Source organism: Microbacterium oleivorans, from assembly GCF_001644225.1.
Taxonomy (GTDB): domain Bacteria; phylum Actinomycetota; class Actinomycetes; order Actinomycetales; family Microbacteriaceae; genus Microbacterium; species Microbacterium gawkjiense.
Genome location: NZ_LSTV01000001.1, coordinates 917,047 through 933,610, shown reverse-complemented (window position 1 = coordinate 933,610; position 16,564 = coordinate 917,047). Strand labels below are relative to the sequence as shown.

Sequence of the window (16,564 nt, the reverse complement as noted above, 5' to 3'; positions counted from 1 at the left end):
CTCAGGGGGCGATGTGGGTGAGCCGGCCCGCGACCGTCGTCGCGCCCACGCGTGTCGCGCGGAGCGACGCATCGTCGGCGGCGAGAGGATCGCGGTCGATCAGGGCGAGGTCCGCGGTCAGGCCGGGCTCGAGCGCACTCCCGGTGGCGGAGCCGCCCGCCGTCGACGCCGCTAGGGCGGTCGCCGCGTCGAGACCCTGCTCGGGGCGCCACGGGGAGCGTCCCCCGCGGGTGCGGTGGACGGCGGCCGCCATCGCGGCCCACGGGTCGAGCGGCGACACCGGAGCGTCCGATCCGAACAGCAGGTTGGCCCCCGAATCGGCGAGGGCGCGCAGCGGGTACGGCAGAGCGGTCTGCGCCGCCCACACCGAATCGGTCAGGTCCCGGTCGTCGACGGCGTGCTCGGGCTGCACGCTGGCACCAACGCCGAGTCGGGCGAAGCGCGGGATGTCGGCGTGCGCGACGAGCTGAGCGTGCTCGATCGTGCCCGTGGCGCCGGTGAGGGCGAAGGCGTCCAGGGCGTGCGAGTTCGCGACGTCGCCGATCGCGTGGATCGCGCAGGAGAGCCCGGCGCCGGCGGCCCGGATCATGAGCTCCACCAACTCGTCGGGAGCCACCGTCAGGACACCCGTGTTGTGCGGATCGTCGGGATACGGATGCGAGCACGCGGCGGTCCGCGTGCCGAGGGAGCCGTCGGTGATGACCTTCAGGGAGCCCATGCGCACCAGCCCGAGCGGGTCGACGGCGTCGCCGGTGGCCAGTCCGACAGCGATCGCGCGATCGAGGAGGTCGGGGTACACGCCGAACGAGACGCGCAGGCTGTCGAAGCCGGCGTCGAGGCGCCGGGCCCAGGCATCCGCGTTCCACGCCATGTCGAGGTCGACGATGCCCGTCACGCCGCGGGCGGCGGCACGGTCGAGGGCGTCCCGCACGAAGCGGTCAGCGACGGCGGGATCCACGTCGTTGAGCCGGCGCGAGATCTCGAACGCCGGTCCTTCGCGGAGGATGCCGTCCGCGGTCGGGGCGATCGACTCGCGGCGGAACGCGGCGCTGTTCAGCCAGACGCTGTGGACGTCCGCGTTGATGAGGTACGTCGGGACCTCGCCGGTGTGCTCGTCGAGCAGACGGAGCGAGGGGGCGTCGGGCCACAGGGCGTCGCGGAAGCCGGTGCCGACGCGTCGTCCGTCGTCGAGCACGGGAGAGTGCCCCATGACGGAAGCCGCCTGCACCGCATCCGTCACGTCGCCGAGCGGCGTCCGCTGCGCGACGAGGGCCCACTGCACGGTGTGGACGTGGTGGTCCCAGAGCCCCGGGACGAGCCATCCGCCGTCGCCCTCGACGACCACGCCGCGGCGGGGCAGCGCACCGGCCGGGGCGATGTCCGCGATGACGCCGCCGCGCAGGTGCACGTCGACCGGCGCATCGCCGAACGGGTCGACCCGACCGGCGCCGGTCAACCGGACACCGGCGATGACGTCGACCTGCTCGCCGCGCGACGCCGTCACGAGCGTGCCGCCCGGATCGCGTCGTGGGTGCGTCGCATCTCGTCGGCCAGACGCGGATCCGCGTACGGGCTGCCATCGGCGTCGAGGCGGTCGATGATCGTGTCGACGACCTCGTCGGGACGGTTCTGGCTGAGCTTGCGCTTGGCCGTCACGTGCGTCGGGGTCAGTCGGAAGCCGACCGTGCCCTTCTCGAGCCGGCGCACGAACTCGTCGTCGTTCGGGGCCTCCCACATGCGACGGGGCTGCGGCATCGACCGCTCGAACCGGTCGACGAGACGGTCGAGGACAGCGAGGTTCTCCTCCGCCGAGAGGATCTCGGGTACACCGCGCAGGTGCACCGAGACGAAGTTCCAGGTGGGGACGGCGGGGCCGTCGCCGTACCAGCCGGGCGAGATGTATCCGTGCGGACCCTGGACGACGACGAGGATCTCGGCCTCGCCGAGGCCGTGGATGAGGTCGTCCGGGCGTCCGACGTGCCCGACGATCGTCAGGTCCTCGCGTGTCGGGTCGAGCAGGACCGCGTAGTGGGACGCCACCAGTCCCGCCTCGGTGTCGCTCACGATCGTGACCCAGGGGTTCTCGTCGATCACGCGGCGGAGCTCGGCGGCATCCGTCATCGTGAAACTCGGGTTCTGCCTCACCGTGCGCCCTTCCCGCGCCGCATCACGCCTGGCACCGCGGGCACCAGTACAGCTTCCGCGCGGCCATCTCCTCGAGGACGATCGCCGTGCCACACACACGGCATGGGAGCCCGGCGCGGTGATAGACCCAGTGGCGGTCGTCGCGGTGCGCCATGGCACGGCGGTACGCCTCCGGGTCGAGGTCGTCCATCGTCATCATCTGGCCGGTCTCGACACCGATCGCGAGCAGGCGCACCCAGTCCCGCCACAGCCCCCGCACCGTCTCCTCGGGCACGTTGCGCGCCGGCGTGTGCGGGTTGAGGTTCGCGCGGAAGAGCAGCTCGGCCCGATAGACGTTCCCGATCCCGCTCACGACCTTCTGATCCATCAGCACCTGGCCGATGGGCGTCGGCTTGCGCCGGACGGCGGCGACGAAACGCTCCTCGCCCTCCGTCACGTCGTCCACCAACGGGTCGGGTCCGAGTGCGGCGACGGTGGCGAGCATCTCGTCCACCGTCTGCAGCTCGCACGCCGTGGGGCCGCGCAGGTCCGCGCAGGTCGACGCGGTCAGCAGTCGCAGGCGCACCTGCCCGACGACGGGCGGCGGCCATTCGGCATCCGTCGTCTCGTCGAGTCCGCGGGTCTGCTCGCTCATCCGCACCGCGCCGCGCGCGCGACGGGGAGCTCCGATCGACGACAGCGAGTTCTCGCCCGCGTCGTCGTAGACCGGATCGACCCCGCGCTGGTTCGTCTGCCCCATCCGTCCGTTCGCCGACGCGATGGTGGGGTCGAGGAGGATCTCGCCCGCGAAGTCCCACGCGCCGTAGATCCCGAGGTGCACCCGCAGCCACACGTCCGCATCGAACTCGAGGAACATCTGCTTGCCGACCGCGCGCACCTGCGTGGGGGTCCGGCCGTCGAGGACGGCGGCGCCCTCCGCGAAACGTCCCTGCGGGCTCGACGCGGCGACCGGGCGCCCGACGAAGTTGCGGTCGAACTGACGGGCGATGCGGTGGACGGAATGACCCTCGGGCATCAGCCCGCTTCCGGGTCGAAGGTCTCCGAGGCGTCGAGCACGTCGGGCTTCGCGGCGCGCGGATCGGCCTCGAGGGTGCCGTCCGTCTCGTACGCCGCGAGCTGCGCGATGCGACGCGCGTGACGCTCCTCCCCCGGGAACGGGGTCGCGATGAAGCGGTCGATGAACCCGACGGCCTCGTCGAACGTGTGCTGACGCGCGCCGATCGCGATGACGTTGGCGTCGTTGTGCTCGCGCGCGAGTTCGGCCGTCGCGATGTTCCACACGAGGGCCGCGCGGATGCCGCGCACCTTGTTCGCGGCGATCTGCTCGCCGTTGCCGGAACCGCCGAACACGACACCGAGCGTCGGGATGCCGCGCGCCTGGTCCTCGGCGACCGCCTGGGCCGCGCGGATGCAGAAGGCCGGGTAGTCGTCGAGGGGGTCGTAGGCGACGGGACCGTGGTCGACGACGTCGTGACCGGCTTCGGCCAGGTGGTGCTGCAGGCGGGTCGAGAACTCCATGCCCGCGTGATCGGTCGCGATGTGGATGCGCATGTGACGATTCTAGGGAGGCGGATCCCCCGTTCCGGCGAGTCGTCGGCGTAGGCTGGGACGGTTGCCGTCGGCGCCAGCAGCGCCTGTCCACGGCACCCCACCCTCACCCCTGGGAGACACGAACGTGCCTGGAGAGAACCTCACCCGTATCGAAGCGCAGGAGCGCCGCGCGACCGTCGAGACGCACGCGTACGACGTCGCCCTCGATCTGACCACCGGTGACGAGGTCTTCGCGTCGCGCAGCGTCATCCGCTTCGCCGCCACCGCCGGCGCGTCGACCTTCGTCGACCTCATCGCCCGGACCGTCCGCGAGATCACGCTCAACGGTCGCTCGCTCGACCCCGCCGCGGTGTACGCCGATTCGCGCATCGCGCTCGAGGGACTCACCGACGAGAACGAACTCGTCGTCGTCGCCGACTGCGAGTACACGAACACCGGCGAGGGCCTGCACCGCTTCGTCGATCCCGTCGACGGCGAGGTCTACCTGTACACGCAGTTCGAGGTGCCGGACTCGCGTCGCGTCTTCGCGGTCTTCGAGCAGCCCGACCTGAAGGCCACGTTCCGCTTCACCGTGACGGCTCCCGACGCGTGGAAGGTGGTCTCCAACTCCCCCACGCCCGAGCCGCAGCCCGCAGGCGACGGGGTTGCGACCTGGTCGTTCGAGCCGACGCCGCGCATCTCGTCGTACATCACGGCCCTCGTCGCCGGTCCGTACGAGCAGGTGTTCTCGGAGCTCACGAGCTCGGACGGTCGCACGATCCCGCTCGGCGTCTACGCGCGTAAGAGCCTGTGGCAGTACCTCGACGCCGACTACGTCTTCGAGAAGACCCGCCAGGGCTTCGCCTACTTCGAGGACAAGTTCGGCGTTCCCTACCCGTTCGCGAAGTACGACCAGCTGTTCGTGCCCGAGTTCAATGCGGGCGCCATGGAGAACGCCGGCGCCGTCACGTTCACCGAGACCTACGTGTTCCGTTCGAAGGTGACGGATGCCGTCAAGGAGCGCCGCGTCGTCACGATCCTCCACGAGCTCGCGCACATGTGGTTCGGCGACCTCGTCACCATGAAGTGGTGGAACGACCTCTGGCTGAACGAATCGTTCGCCGAGTGGGCGTCGACCATCGCCACGGCGGAGGCGACGGAGTGGACCGAGGCGTGGACGACGTTCAACGCCATGGAGAAGACCTGGGCGTACCGTCAGGACCAGCTCCCCTCGACGCACCCCGTCTTCGCCGAGATCAACGATCTCGAGGACGTGCAGGTCAACTTCGACGGCATCACGTACGCCAAGGGCGGATCCGTCCTCAAGCAGCTCGCCGCCTGGGTGGGCATCGAGGCGTTCTTCGCGGGGGTGTCGGCGTACTTCCAGAAGCACGCGTGGGGCAACACCGAGCTCAGCGACCTCCTGGTCGAGCTCGAGAGCACGAGCGGGCGCGAGCTCACCACCTGGTCCAAGAAGTGGCTCGAGACGGCCGGCGTCAACACGCTCGCTCCCGAGATCCGCGTCGACGGCGACGGTGTGATCACGCGCTTCGCGATCGTCCAGACCGCCCCGGCCGACTACCCGACGATCCGCCCGCACCGCCTGGGAGTGGGCTTCTACACGCTGCAGGGCGAGGAGCTCGTCCGGACGCACCACCTCGAGCTCGACGTCGACGGCGACCTCACCGAGGTTCCCGACCTCGTGGGGCACCGGCAGCCGGACCTCGTGCTGCTGAACGACAACGACCTCGCGTACGCCAAGATCCGCCTCGACGAGAAGTCGCTGCGCACCGCCACGGCGCACCTCAGCAAGATCAGCGACCCGCTCGCCCGCTCGCTCGTCTGGGGCGCGGCGTGGGACCAGACGCGTGACGGAGAGGCGTCGGCGACCGAGTACCTCGACCTGGTGCTGCAGAACATCGGCACCGAGACCGAGTCGACCACCGTGCGCACCACTCTCGCCCAGCTGCAGCTCGCCGCGAACTCCTATGTGGACCCGGCGACCCGGGACGCCGCTCGTGAGCGCGTCGCCGAGGGCCTCTGGGCACTCGCGCAGGATGCCGAGGCCGGCAGCGACAGCCAGCTGCAATTCGTCACGGCGTACGCGTCGGCGGCGTCCACCCCTGCTCAGTGGGAGCGCGTCGCGCAGTTGCGCTCCGGCGCGCAGGAGCTGCCCGGACTCGAGATCGACGCCGACCTCTCGTGGGCGCTCCTCGTGTCGCTCGCCGCCGGCGGAGTCGTGTCCGCCGCGGAGATCGATGACGCCCTGGCGGCCGACAACACCGCGAAGGGCGGCGAGTTCGCCGCACAGGCGCGGGCGGCGCTCCCGTCGGTGGAGGCCAAGCGCGCCGCCTGGCAGTCCCTCGTCGACAGCGCCGACCTGCCCAACACCGTGGTGCGTTCGGCCGCGGCCGGATTCGTGCACCCCGCGGGCGTGCCCGCGCTCCGCGAGTTCGTCGACGCGTACTTCGACATGCTGCTGCCGGTGTGGGAGTCGCGCACCTACCAGATCGCGCAGTACCTGATCGTGGGGCTGTACCCGGCTCCCCTCGCCGATGCCGCCCTGCGTGACGCCACGCGCGGCTGGCTCGCCGAGCACCGGGACGCGCCCGCTGCCCTCCGACGCCTGGTGAACGAGAACCTCGCCGGCGTCGAGCGTGCGCTCTCCGTGCAGGAGCGCGACCGCCAGGACTGAGCCGTAGGACACACGAGGGGGCGTCGTACCGTGGTACGACGCCCCCTCGTCGATATCGCCCTCACGGGGGACGCGGCGGACGCATCCGCTCCGTAACGTCGAGGTCATGATCGTTGCAGAAGGCCTCACGAAGAGGTACGGAGACAAGACCGCCGTCGACGGGATCGACTTCGCCGTCCAACCCGGCAAGGTGACGGGATTCCTCGGCCCGAACGGCGCCGGGAAGTCGACGACGATGCGCATGATCGTCGGGCTCGACCGGCCCACGGCCGGCCGGGTCACCCTGGACGGACGCGAGTACCGGTCGATGCGCTCGCCCTTGACGGAAGTCGGCATCCTCCTCGACGCGAAGGCGGTCCACACCGGCCGCAGCGCGCGCAGTCACCTGCGAGCCATGGCCGCGACCCACGGCATCCCGCGTTCGCGTGTCGACGAGGTGATCGAGATCACGGGTCTCCAGAGCGTCGCCGGCAAACGCGCCGGCGGGTTCTCGCTCGGCATGGGCCAGCGCCTCGGGATCGCCGCCGCCCTGCTCGGCGACCCGCGCACCCTCATCCTCGACGAGCCCGTCAACGGACTCGACCCCGAGGGTGTCCGCTGGGTCCGGCAGTTCGTGCGAGCACAGGCCGCCGAGGGGCGGACCGTCCTGCTGTCGAGCCACCTGATGAGCGAGATGGCGCAGACGGCGGACCACGTCATCGTCCTGGGTCGCGGGCGCGTGCTCGCCGATGCGGGCATCGATGAGATCGTGCGCGCCTGGACCCGGGCCACGGTGCTGGTGCGCTCCCCGCGCGCCGCCGAGCTCGCGAACGCACTGGCCGCCGCGGACGTGACCGTCTCATCCGGTGCCGACGGCGTGCTCGAGGTCACCGGCCTCACCGCCGCGGCGATCGGCGACACGGCCGCCCATGCCGGCATCCCGCTCCACGAGCTGACTCCCCGCAGCGGGTCGCTCGAAGACGCCTACCTCGCCCTCACCGAGGGTGCCGTCGAGTACCAGACCAAGGAGGTCGCGCGATGACCGCCGTCGCCCCGCCCGCTCCCCTGACCCGTCAGACCTCCGCCCCGGGTCACCCGTCGGCCCGGCTGTCGCTCGGTCGCCTCGTGCGCAGCGAATTCCTCAAACTCTTCACGCTGCGCTCGACCTGGTGGTCCCTGGGCATCGCGGCCCTTCTCACCGTGGGACTTGCCGCGATGGTCGCCGGTGCGTCGTCGAGCTTCGGTCCTGGGTTGAGCCCCGTCGCCGCCATCACCCTGCCCGTCCAGTTCACGATGCTCGTGGCCGGCATCCTGGGCGCCATGGCGATCACCGGCGAGTACTCGACCGGGATGATCCGCTCGACCATCACGGCGGAGCCCCGCCGTGGTCGGGTGCTCGTGGCCAAGTCCGTCGTGATCGCGACGACCCTCGCCCTGCTCGCGGCCGTGACGTCGGCGATCGCCGGGCTCGTGATCATGCCGATCCTCGGCGCCGACGCCTACGCCTGGGGCGACGCGAAGGAGCTGTGGCTGCCGCTGCTGCTCAGCGTGCTGGCCATGGCCACGTTCGGTCTGCTCGGCCTCGGGTGGGGGTTCATCATCCGCAACGGTGCCGGGGCGATCGCGACGACCGTCGGCATCCTGTTCGTCCTGCCCCTCGTGCTGCAGGTGTTCATGCTGTTCGGCGAGTCGTGGCAGTGGATCGTCGATCTCGGCCGTTGGCTGCCGGGCAACGCGGCCGCGGCGCTCACGGATCTGGACGGAGAGGTCTTCTGGCCCTCTCTCGCCGCGACCGTCGCCTGGCCCGCGGGCGCCCTGCTCCTCGGCTGGGCCGTGCTGCGCACCCGCGACGCGTAAGGTCATCGGGTGATCACCGGAAGCCGTGGCGACGCCTCTCCCGAGGCCGAGCCGCGGCTTCCGCGTCCGCCGGGGATCCTGCGACGCTACTGGGCACGGCATCCGCTGTTCGCCGACATCCTCGTCACCGTCGTGTGCCTCCTCGTATCCACGATCCCGGTGATCGCGACACCGGTCCTGCCTGAAGGAGTCGGAACCAATTCGCGCGAGTGGCGACAGGTGCTGCCGGCGCTGAGCATCGTCGTCGTCCTCGGTTGCCTCGCTCTGCTCCTTCGTCGGCGATACCCGCTGATCGTCTTCGCGAGCTCGTACGTCGTGGCGCTGGCCTACATGTTCGCGCCGGCGCCCATCAACGGCCCGCTCCTGCTCGTCGCCACGTACTCCGTCGCGGTTTACGTCAGTTCCCGCGCCGCCCTCGTCGGCGTCGCGATCGGGATGGCGGTGCTCGCCAGCGCCGGATTCGTTCTCACCGCCACCGGCGTCAGCTCGACGACCGTCGTGTGGGGATCGCTCGTGAACGAAGCCCTCAACGCAGTGATCGGCGGTCTCATCGGAGCTAACGTCGGTTCACGGGCGCGCTACGTGACGGCGCTCATCGACCATTCGCAGCGTCTGGTCGTCGAACGCGATCAGCAGGCGCAGCTCGCCGCCGCGGCCGAGCGCGAGCGGATCGCCCGCGAGCTGCACGACATCGTCGCCCACTCGCTGACGGTGATGGTCGCGCTGGCCGAGGGGGTGGCCGCGTCGAAGGATGCCGCGCAGGCCCGTCCCGGTGCGGAGGCGATCTCGGCGACGGGTCGCGAGGCGCTCCGCGACATGCGGGCGACCCTCGGCGTCCTGCGGGACGCGGATGCCGCTCCCCTCGCGCCTCTCGTCCGTGACACGACGGCGGAGACGGTCGCCTCCGCCCGCGCTGCGGGCTTCGAGACGCACCTCACGGTGGTGGGCGAGCCCGACGTGCCGACGGCGACGCGGTTGGCGGTGTCGCGGATCGTCCAGGAGGGCGTGACCAACGTGCTGCGCCATGCCCGTGCGGCCACCCGCATCGACGTGGACATCCGGTACACCGACGAAGGAGTCACGGTCTCGGTCGTCGACGACGGCCTGTCCGCCCCGATACCCTCGGCGGCGGGAGGCTTCGGCCTCCAGGGGGTGCGCGAGCGCGTCGAATTCGCGGGCGGCACCGTGACGGCCGGCCCCGGCGAGCAGCGAGGATGGACGGTGCGGGCGTGGCTGCCGCGGGAGGAGCAGGGATGAGCGAGCGACCGATCCGCGTGGTCATCACCGACGATCAGTCCCTCATCCGCCTGGGGTTCCGGATGGTGCTCGAAGCCGCCGACGACATCGAGGTGGTCGGCGAGGCCGCGGACGGAGCCGCGGCCGTCGACGCCGTCGCCGCGCTCGCGCCCGACGTCGTCCTGATGGACGTGCGGATGCCGGGGATGGACGGCATCGAGGCGACCCGCCGCATCCGTCGCGATCATCCCGGCACCCGCGTGCTCGTCCTGACGACGTTCGACCTCGATGAGTACGCCTTCGGCGCGCTCCGCGCCGGTGCCGGCGGCTTCCTTCTGAAGGATGCCGAGCGGGAAGAGCTCGTCGCGGCCGTCCGGGCGGTCGCTGCAGGCGAGGCCACGCTCTCGCCCCGCGTCACCCGCCGGATGATCGAGCTGGTCACCGCAGGAGGGCGACCGCACCCCGAGCCGCACCGGAGCGCCGCATTGACGGCCCGCGAGCAGGAGGTGCTCGACGCGATGGCGCGCGGGCTCACGAACGCGGAGATCTCCGCGGCGCTGTTCCTCGGCGAATCCACCGTCAAGACGCACGTCGGGCGGATCCTCGCCAAGCTCCCGGCGCGCGACCGGGTGCACGCTGTGCTCATCGCCCACGGGCTGGCGGACCCGGCCGACTCCTGACGCGTCTCAGGCCGGTCCGGGACGGGCTCGATAGGATCGGTGGGATGAACGGAACGGGTGCTGTCGACTGGGAGACCGTTCGCGACGGCTTCCTCCGCTTCCTCGTCGATGCGGGCTGGAACATCCTGTGGGTGGCGGTCACCGTCGTGGTGGCCCTCGCCGCGTCGTGGCTGATGCGACGGCTCATCGCCCGCGTCGTGGACCGGATCGTGACGGGCGCCAAGTCCCGCGCGGCCGCCGAGGACACGCGCGCGATCGACATGTCGCCGCTGGCGCGGGTCCGGATCGTCCAGCGCACCCGCACGCTGGGATCGATCCTCACCAACATCGTCAACGTGGCGATCGTGATCGTCGCGGTGCTCACGATCGTGTCGATCATCAACCAGGGGGTGCTCGGCTCCTTCGCCCTGCTGTCCGCGGCCATCGGTGCGGGCTTGGGCTTCGGCGCGCAGAACATCGTCAAGGACGTCCTCAACGGCATCTTCATCGTGGCCGAGGACCAGATCGGCATCGGCGACGTCGTCGATGTGGGACTCGCGACCGGCATCGTCGAGTACGTGAGCGTCCGCGTCACTCACGTGCGCGACGTCAACGGCACGCTCTGGTTCGTCCGCAACGGCGAGATCACCCGCATCGGCAACATGTCGCAGGGCTGGGCGCGCGTCGTGATCGACGTCGGGGTCCCGGCCGATGCCGACATCGACGCCGTCGAGGACGCCATGCTCACCGCGGCGAAGGATCTCGTCCGCGAACCGAAGTGGCGTACGCGCATCATCGACAAGCCCGAGATCTGGGGGCTCGAGTCGATCGACGGCGACACCCTCGTGACGCGTCTCGTGCTGAAGACCCGGCCGAACGCGAAGGACGACGTCTCGCGTGCGCTGCGCAAGCGCCTGAAGTCGGCGCTCGACACGCTCGGTGTGCCGCTCCCCCAGCTCCAGTCCACCCTGCTCGAGGGTGCGGACGCCGTGCAGAGCATCCGCGGAGCGAACCCGCCCAAGACCAAGCCCCAGCAGGTCGCTCCGGCTACTCCGCCGCGGCTGGCGTGGCGGCCGAAGAAGCGCGGGCGCACCGACGGGGACGCACCCGAGGGGAGCTCGGCTCCGTGAGCGAGACCGTGAGCTTCTACGACGAGGTCGGCGGGCACGACGTGTTCCAGCGCATCGTCGACGTGTTCTACCGCGAGGTCGCCGCGGACGACGTGCTCCGACCCATGTACCCGGAGGAGGACCTCGGTCCCGCCGCCGAACGGCTGCTGCTCTTCCTCGAGCAGTACTGGGGCGGTCCGACCACCTACGGCGAGACGCGCGGCCACCCGCGGCTGCGGATGCGTCACGCGCCGTTCCACGTCAACCCGGACGCCCGGGACCGCTGGCTGCGAGCTATGCGCATCGCGGTCGACGAGGCTCACCTGTCGCCGCTGCACGAGGCGACGCTGTGGGACTACCTCCAGCGTGCCGCCCACGCCATGGTGAACACCTTCGAGCCGACGGGCATCGGACCGACCGCGAAGCCGCACGGCGGGTCGACGCTGCCGGTGCGTCCCGAGTCCTGAGCCCGTCGTCCGCTCAGCGGATGCCGGTCGCGCGCACGGCGGTCAGCCCCGTCGGGTTGCCCGCCCGGACGAGGACGTGACCGCGGGGCAGCGTCACGCGTGTCCACGTGCCGGTCCGGAGGACGGATGCCTCGCCTCCCGCATCCGGTCCGAGGAACCCGAGTGCGTCGGCTGCGAAGGCGACCCCGGCGATGAGCCCGTTCAGCTCGGTGTCCTCGGCGCCCCAGACGGCGGCGCGGACGGTGCGGACGAGGTCCTCCCCGGGGGACGCGGGGAGCGCACGGGCCACCTCGTCGACGCCGCGACGCACGGCGCGCGCGAGGTTCTCGACCGGCACTGGATCGCGCGGCACCCATCCGCTGCGCGGCGGGGAGATGCCCGCCCACGCCGCCGAGACGCCGCTGTCGGGCAGGGCGACACGGGTGGCGTCGTCGCCCGCGCGGAGGGCACCGGCATCCACCACCAGATCGCAGGCGAGCTCGGGGTCGATGCGCAGGAACCGCATGCCGAGCACCGTCGGGGTGTCCTCCCCGAACCCGCGCGGCGAGAGCGGGGCCGCGGAGACGGCGAGCGTGCCGGCGGCGGCGCGGAGGCGGACGGCGGGATCGCCCAGTCGGGCGGCGCGTCCGGCGAACGTGAGGAGGTCTGCCGCCGAGCGCGGGTCGGGGAAAACGAGCTGCGGGGCCATCCGACCTAAACTACCAACCGGGCGCCGCCTCGGGTCGCCCGGGAGGGGACGCTGTGCGCGAATCGGATCACGTCGACGGTTTGCTGGCGGTGTTGGATCTCGCGTCGAGCGATGCCCGCACGACCGAGGACATCTTCACCGGGGTCTCGCAGTCGATGCCGCTCGGCCGGGTGTTCGGCGGGCAGGTCCTCGCACAGGCGGTCATCGCCGCGGAGCGCACCGTCGAGGACGATCGCGCCGCCCACTCGATGCACGGCTACTTCCTGCGGCCGGGTGACTCGACGCGCGGGATGACCTTCTCCGTGGACCGCATCCACGACGGCCGGTCGTTCTCGACCCGCCGCACCCAGGCGTTCCAGGAGGGCGTCCCGATCTTCTCGATGATCGCGTCGTTCGAGACGGACGCCACGGGGCTCGAGCACCAGGACGAGATGCCGGCGGGCGTCCCCGGACCCGAGGACCTCTCGGACGACGCGGTGCTCGCTGGACTCCACCCGATGAGCAAGCGGCACTTCGACCAGAGTCCCATCGAGGTGCGTCACGTCGAGCAGCCCCTCTACGCGACGGCGGGCGAGGAGAAGGTGGCGCAGCAGTCCGTCTGGGTGCGCACCCGCGGAGACCTGCCCGACGACCCGCGCCTGCATCGGGCCGCCCTCGCCTACATGAGCGATCTCACGATCCAGGAGTCGGTGCTGCGGGCGCACGGCACGTCGTGGTCCACCCCGGGCCTCAAGGTCGCGAGCCTCGACCACGCGATGTGGTGGCACCGCCCGGCGCGGGTCGACGAGTGGCTGCTGTACGTGCAGCAGTCGCCGAGCGCGCAGGGCGGTCGCGGGCTCGCGACGGGCCGGATCTTCTCCCGCGACGGTCAGCTGGTGGCCTCGGTCGCGCAGGAGATCATGATCCGGGTGCCCGCACCCGAGTGAGCCGCCTCAGCGGCGTCCGAGCGGCGGCAGCGGTTCGCCGAGGTAGGGCTCCCAGGCGGCACGCGTCTCGGGCGACAGCCGCACGGGGCGCCCGGTGACGGCATCCACCTGGACGATGACGGTGGATGCCCGTGCGTACAGCGTGCGCGGTTCGTGGCCCTCGGGCGTGAAGACCTCGTAGTGCACCTCGGCGCTCGATCCGCCGATCTTGCCGAACCACATCTGCACGTCGATCGGGTCCCGCTGGTACGGCACCGGCGCGAGGTACTCGATCTCCTGCCGCGCGATGAGCGTCAGCTGCGCCGCGCCGTGGCTCGCGTCGATGACCGCGGTGGGCACGGCGCGCTCGGTGGCGCCCGGCATCCAGAAGGCGCGGACGCGCGCCTCCTCGAGGAGCTTCAGCATGGACGCGTTGTTGACGTGGTTGTACGCGTCCAGGTCCCCCCACCGGAGGTGGATGGGGACCCGGATGCGGGCGTCAGTCACGCGTCAGCTTGCGGTAGGTCGACTTGGCCGGGTTGGCGGCATCCGCCCCCAGTCGTTCGACCTTGTTCGCCTCGTACGCCTCGAAGTTGCCCTCGAACCAGTACCACTGGTCGGGCTTCTCGGCCGTGCCCTCGTAGGCGAGGATGTGCGTCGCGATGCGGTCGAGGAACCACCGGTCGTGGGTGATGACCACGGCGCAGCCGGGGAACTCGAGCAGGGCGTTCTCGAGCGAGCTCAGGGTCTCGACGTCGAGGTCGTTCGTCGGCTCGTCGAGGAGGAGCAGGTTGCCGCCCTCCTTGAGGGTGAGAGCCAGGTTCAGGCGGTTCCGCTCACCACCGGAGAGCACCCCGGCCTTCTTCTGCTGGTCCGGGCCCTTGAAACCGAACTTCGACACGTAGGCGCGCGAGGGGATCTCGGTCTTGCCGACCGTGATGATGTCGAGCCCGTCCGAGACGACCTCCCACAGCGTCTTGTTGGGGTCGATGTTGGCGCGCGACTGGTCGACGTAGCTGATCTTGACGGTCTCGCCGATCTTCAGGTCGCCGCCGTCGAGGGGTTCGAGACCGACGATCGTCTTGAAGAGGGTCGTCTTGCCGACGCCGTTGGGGCCGATGACGCCGACGATGCCGTTCGGCGGCAGGCTGAAGCTGAGCCCGTCGATGAGCGAACGGTCGCCGAAGCCCTTCTGCAGCTTCTTCGCCTCGATGACGACGTTGCCGAGGCGGGGCCCGGGCGGGATCGTGATCTCCTCGAAGTCGAGCTTGCGCGTGCGCTCGGCCTCGGCGGCCATCTCCTCGTAGCGGGCCAGGCGCGCCTTCGACTTGGTCTGGCGGCCCTTGGCGCTGGAGCGCACCCAGTCGAGCTCGTCCTTCAGGCGCTTGGCGAGCTTGGCGTCCTTCTTGCCCTGGATGTCGAGGCGCTCGGCCTTCTTCTCCAGGTAGGTCGAGTAGTTGCCCTCGTAGCCGATGAGGCGCCCGCGGTCGACCTCGGCGATCCATTCCGCGACGTTGTCGAGGAAGTACCGGTCGTGTGTGATGGCGATGACGGCGCCCTTGTAGGCCTGCAGGTGCTGCTCGAGCCAGAGCACGCTCTCGGCGTCGAGGTGGTTGGTGGGCTCGTCGAGGAGCAGGAGGTCCGGCTTCTGGAGCAGGAGCTTGGCGAGGGCGACGCGGCGCTTCTCACCACCGGACAGCGGCGCGATGGCGGCGTCGGCCGGCGGGGTGCGCAGGGCGTCCATGGCCTGCGCGAGCTGGGAGTCGAGGTCCCAGCCGTCGGCGGCGTCGATCTCCTCCTGCAGGGTGCCCATCTCGGCCAGGAGCGCGTCGAAGTCGGCGTCGGGGTCCGCCATGAGGGCGGAGATCTCGTTGAAGCGGTCGAGCTTGGGCTTGATCGCCACACCGTCCTGGATGTTCTCGAGGACCGTCTTGGACTCGTCGAGCTCGGGCTCCTGCATGAGGATGCCGACCGAGAAGCCCGGGGAGAGCTTCGCCTCGCCGTTGGACGGGGTGTCGAGGCCCGCCATGATCTTCAGGATCGTCGACTTACCGGCACCGTTGGGGCCGACCATGCCGATCTTGGCACCGGGCAGGAACGCCATCGTGACGTCGTCGAGGATGAGCTTTTCGCCGACGGCCTTGCGGGCGCGGACCATGGAGTAGATGTATTCGGCCATAACGACCCAAGTCTACGGGCGACGCTTCGCCCTGCGGCACCGCGGAGCGGTCACCAGTCGATCGGGCGGGTCTCCCCTACCAGGCACTCCCCCTCGGGAAGCCCCGGCATCACGAGCGCCGTCGGGCCCGGCACGGACGGACCGACCTGCCCGACGAGGCACTCGTCCTCGATGCGCACCGAGAACTGGATGCTGTCGGCCGGAAGGCCGACGGACGTCTCGTCGAAGGTGACCTGCATGGCGTCCTTCGCGAACCCCGCGGCGACGAGCGCGTCGACGTAGTCGCGGCCCTTCACGGACTTCGATCCGCTCCACACCTCATCCATGACGGAGGTGAAGGTCGGCAGAAGCGCCTCCGCCGAGCCGTCCGCGGGCCCCGGGGTCCCCGTGGGCGTGGGGCTCGCCGACGACACCGACGGCGAAGGGGATGCCGGCTCGGAGGCACGCGGCGCCGCATCCGGCGCGCACGCGACGAGGGACACGGCCACGGCGGGGGCGAGCGCGATGAGGAGCAGGCGGGTTCCCCGCGGGGACTGGTGTCGGCGCACGGGCCAGAGTCTAGGGCGTGCGCCCTCCGAGCCGGCTGGGTCCCCTCAGAACGGCGTCGCGACCGGTTCGGGGCGGTCGACGCGGTCGTCCGCGGAGTCCGCGACCGGCCCGGCCGGTGCCCACTCGGCATCCGCCTCGGTCGGTCGGGCCTCCTCCCGCGGCCGACTCGTTCCGGTGAAGACGGTCGTCCCGAACGCGAGGTCGTGCCCGACGGCGAGAGCGTCGATCTCGGCATCCGTCCCCGACTTCTCCCCGGCCTCCCACCGCTTGATCGCGAGGGTGCCGAGCACGACGACGCGCTGTCCCCGTCGGACGGAGGCGGCCACGTGCTCGCCGAGGGCGCGGAACACCGACACCCGGTACCAGCTCGTGTGTCCGTCGACCCACGCGCCGGCCTTCGCGTCGTACCGGCGTTCGGTGCTCGCCACCCGCAGGGAGACCACCGGTGTGCCGTCGGGCAGCCGCCGGAACTCGGGGTCCGCGCCGACGTTGCCGACGATCGTGATGTGATCCTTCATTGCGACTCCTTGAGAGGTCGGGGGCACGGCGTGCCCGGATGATGCTCC

17 protein-coding genes are annotated in these 16,564 nt (G+C 71.0%); 8 read left to right on the top strand and 9 right to left on the bottom strand.

What is annotated here, in order from left to right:
- Position 1: 1 nt before the first annotated feature.
- From AYL44_RS04455 to AYL44_RS04440, 4 genes are read right to left on the bottom strand one after another with little or no spacing between them, the layout of a single operon-like run.
- Positions 2–1,504, bottom strand: coding sequence for an amidohydrolase (locus AYL44_RS04455; RefSeq protein WP_064002012.1), 1,503 nt, complete (start codon positions 1,502–1,504; stop codon positions 2–4).
- Positions 1,501–2,145, bottom strand: a complete 645-nt coding sequence (locus tag AYL44_RS04450) for an FMN-binding negative transcriptional regulator (protein WP_064002011.1) — start codon at positions 2,143–2,145, stop codon at positions 1,501–1,503. Before AYL44_RS04450 ends, AYL44_RS04455 begins: the two co-directional genes overlap by 4 nt.
- Before the next feature lie 22 nt (positions 2,146–2,167).
- Entirely contained in the window at positions 2,168–3,160 is a 993-nt protein-coding gene (locus AYL44_RS04445; RefSeq protein ID WP_064002010.1) for an Fpg/Nei family DNA glycosylase, read from the bottom strand.
- Positions 3,160–3,696 carry a ribose-5-phosphate isomerase gene (locus tag AYL44_RS04440; protein ID WP_064002009.1) on the bottom strand — a complete coding sequence of 179 codons (537 nt, stop codon included), beginning with the start codon at positions 3,694–3,696 and terminating at the stop codon, positions 3,160–3,162. Before AYL44_RS04440 ends, AYL44_RS04445 begins: the two co-directional genes overlap by 1 nt.
- Positions 3,697–3,820: 124 nt before the next feature.
- On the opposite strand from AYL44_RS04440, the gene pepN reads away from it, so the two are divergent.
- The 7 genes from pepN (at position 3,821) to AYL44_RS04405 (ending at position 11,677) form a co-directional block, all read left to right on the top strand.
- Positions 3,821–6,370: an aminopeptidase N gene (gene pepN, locus AYL44_RS04435; protein WP_064002008.1), complete on the top strand. Its 2,550-nt coding sequence runs from the start codon at positions 3,821–3,823 to the stop codon at positions 6,368–6,370.
- 106 nt (positions 6,371–6,476) lie between these two features.
- On the top strand, positions 6,477–7,391 hold the full coding sequence (locus tag AYL44_RS04430; RefSeq protein WP_064002007.1) for an ABC transporter ATP-binding protein: 915 nt from the start codon (positions 6,477–6,479) through the stop codon (positions 7,389–7,391).
- Positions 7,388–8,206, top strand: a complete 819-nt coding sequence (locus tag AYL44_RS04425; protein ID WP_064002006.1) for an ABC transporter permease — start codon at positions 7,388–7,390, stop codon at positions 8,204–8,206. Before AYL44_RS04430 ends, AYL44_RS04425 begins: the two co-directional genes overlap by 4 nt.
- A 9-nt stretch (positions 8,207–8,215) precedes the next feature.
- Positions 8,216–9,463 carry a sensor histidine kinase gene (locus AYL44_RS04420; RefSeq protein ID WP_231872722.1) on the top strand — a complete coding sequence of 416 codons (1,248 nt, stop codon included), beginning with the start codon at positions 8,216–8,218 and terminating at the stop codon, positions 9,461–9,463.
- Positions 9,460–10,122, top strand: a complete 663-nt coding sequence (locus AYL44_RS04415) for a response regulator (RefSeq protein ID WP_064002005.1) — start codon at positions 9,460–9,462, stop codon at positions 10,120–10,122. The genes AYL44_RS04420 and AYL44_RS04415 overlap by 4 nt, the downstream gene beginning before the upstream one ends.
- A gap of 44 nt (positions 10,123–10,166) precedes the next feature.
- Positions 10,167–11,231 (top strand): mechanosensitive ion channel family protein, encoded by a 1,065-nt coding sequence (locus AYL44_RS04410; RefSeq protein ID WP_064002004.1) that lies wholly within the window; start codon positions 10,167–10,169, stop codon positions 11,229–11,231.
- Entirely contained in the window at positions 11,228–11,677 is a 450-nt protein-coding gene (locus AYL44_RS04405) for a globin (RefSeq protein ID WP_064002003.1), read from the top strand. Before AYL44_RS04410 ends, AYL44_RS04405 begins: the two co-directional genes overlap by 4 nt.
- A gap of 13 nt (positions 11,678–11,690) precedes the next feature.
- Here the strand turns inward: AYL44_RS04405 and AYL44_RS04400 are convergent, their stop codons facing one another.
- Positions 11,691–12,365: a hypothetical protein gene (locus AYL44_RS04400; RefSeq protein ID WP_064002002.1), complete on the bottom strand. Its 675-nt coding sequence runs from the start codon at positions 12,363–12,365 to the stop codon at positions 11,691–11,693.
- A gap of 53 nt (positions 12,366–12,418) precedes the next feature.
- On the opposite strand from AYL44_RS04400, the gene AYL44_RS04395 reads away from it, so the two are divergent.
- A complete protein-coding gene (locus AYL44_RS04395) occupies positions 12,419–13,291 on the top strand; it encodes an acyl-CoA thioesterase (protein ID WP_064002001.1) in 873 nt (290 codons plus the stop codon).
- A gap of 6 nt (positions 13,292–13,297) precedes the next feature.
- Here AYL44_RS04395 and AYL44_RS04390 read toward each other — a convergent pair whose 3' ends face one another.
- The 4 genes from AYL44_RS04390 to AYL44_RS04375 are packed head-to-tail and all read right to left on the bottom strand — an operon-like array spanning position 13,298 to position 16,516.
- Positions 13,298–13,777, bottom strand: coding sequence for an acyl-CoA thioesterase (locus AYL44_RS04390; protein WP_064002000.1), 480 nt, complete (start codon positions 13,775–13,777; stop codon positions 13,298–13,300).
- The gene (ettA, locus tag AYL44_RS04385) at positions 13,770–15,449 is read right to left on the bottom strand and encodes an energy-dependent translational throttle protein EttA (RefSeq protein WP_064001999.1); all 1,680 of its coding nucleotides are present in this window, start codon (positions 15,447–15,449) and stop codon (positions 13,770–13,772) included. Before ettA ends, AYL44_RS04390 begins: the two co-directional genes overlap by 8 nt.
- Before the next feature lie 50 nt (positions 15,450–15,499).
- Positions 15,500–15,997, bottom strand: a complete 498-nt coding sequence (locus AYL44_RS14770) for a DUF6993 domain-containing protein (protein ID WP_231872721.1) — start codon at positions 15,995–15,997, stop codon at positions 15,500–15,502.
- A 45-nt stretch (positions 15,998–16,042) separates the two neighbouring features.
- The gene (locus tag AYL44_RS04375) at positions 16,043–16,516 is read right to left on the bottom strand and encodes a single-stranded DNA-binding protein (protein ID WP_064001998.1); all 474 of its coding nucleotides are present in this window, start codon (positions 16,514–16,516) and stop codon (positions 16,043–16,045) included.
- Between the last annotated feature and the right edge of the window lie 48 nt (positions 16,517–16,564).

Coding starts and splice junctions, on each gene's coding strand:
- ettA (WP_064001999.1), bottom strand. CDS start 15,449: ATGGCCGAATACATCTACTCCATGGTCCGCGCCCGCAAGGCCGTCGGC.
- AYL44_RS04415 (WP_064002005.1), top strand. CDS start 9,460: ATGAGCGAGCGACCGATCCGCGTGGTCATCACCGACGATCAGTCCCTC.
- AYL44_RS04430 (WP_064002007.1), top strand. CDS start 6,477: ATGATCGTTGCAGAAGGCCTCACGAAGAGGTACGGAGACAAGACCGCC.
- AYL44_RS04440 (WP_064002009.1), bottom strand. CDS start 3,696: ATGCGCATCCACATCGCGACCGATCACGCGGGCATGGAGTTCTCGACC.
- AYL44_RS04445 (WP_064002010.1), bottom strand. CDS start 3,160: ATGCCCGAGGGTCATTCCGTCCACCGCATCGCCCGTCAGTTCGACCGC.
- AYL44_RS04375 (WP_064001998.1), bottom strand. CDS start 16,516: ATGAAGGATCACATCACGATCGTCGGCAACGTCGGCGCGGACCCCGAG.
- AYL44_RS04425 (WP_064002006.1), top strand. CDS start 7,388: ATGACCGCCGTCGCCCCGCCCGCTCCCCTGACCCGTCAGACCTCCGCC.
- AYL44_RS04410 (WP_064002004.1), top strand. CDS start 10,167: ATGAACGGAACGGGTGCTGTCGACTGGGAGACCGTTCGCGACGGCTTC.
- AYL44_RS04400 (WP_064002002.1), bottom strand. CDS start 12,365: ATGGCCCCGCAGCTCGTTTTCCCCGACCCGCGCTCGGCGGCAGACCTC.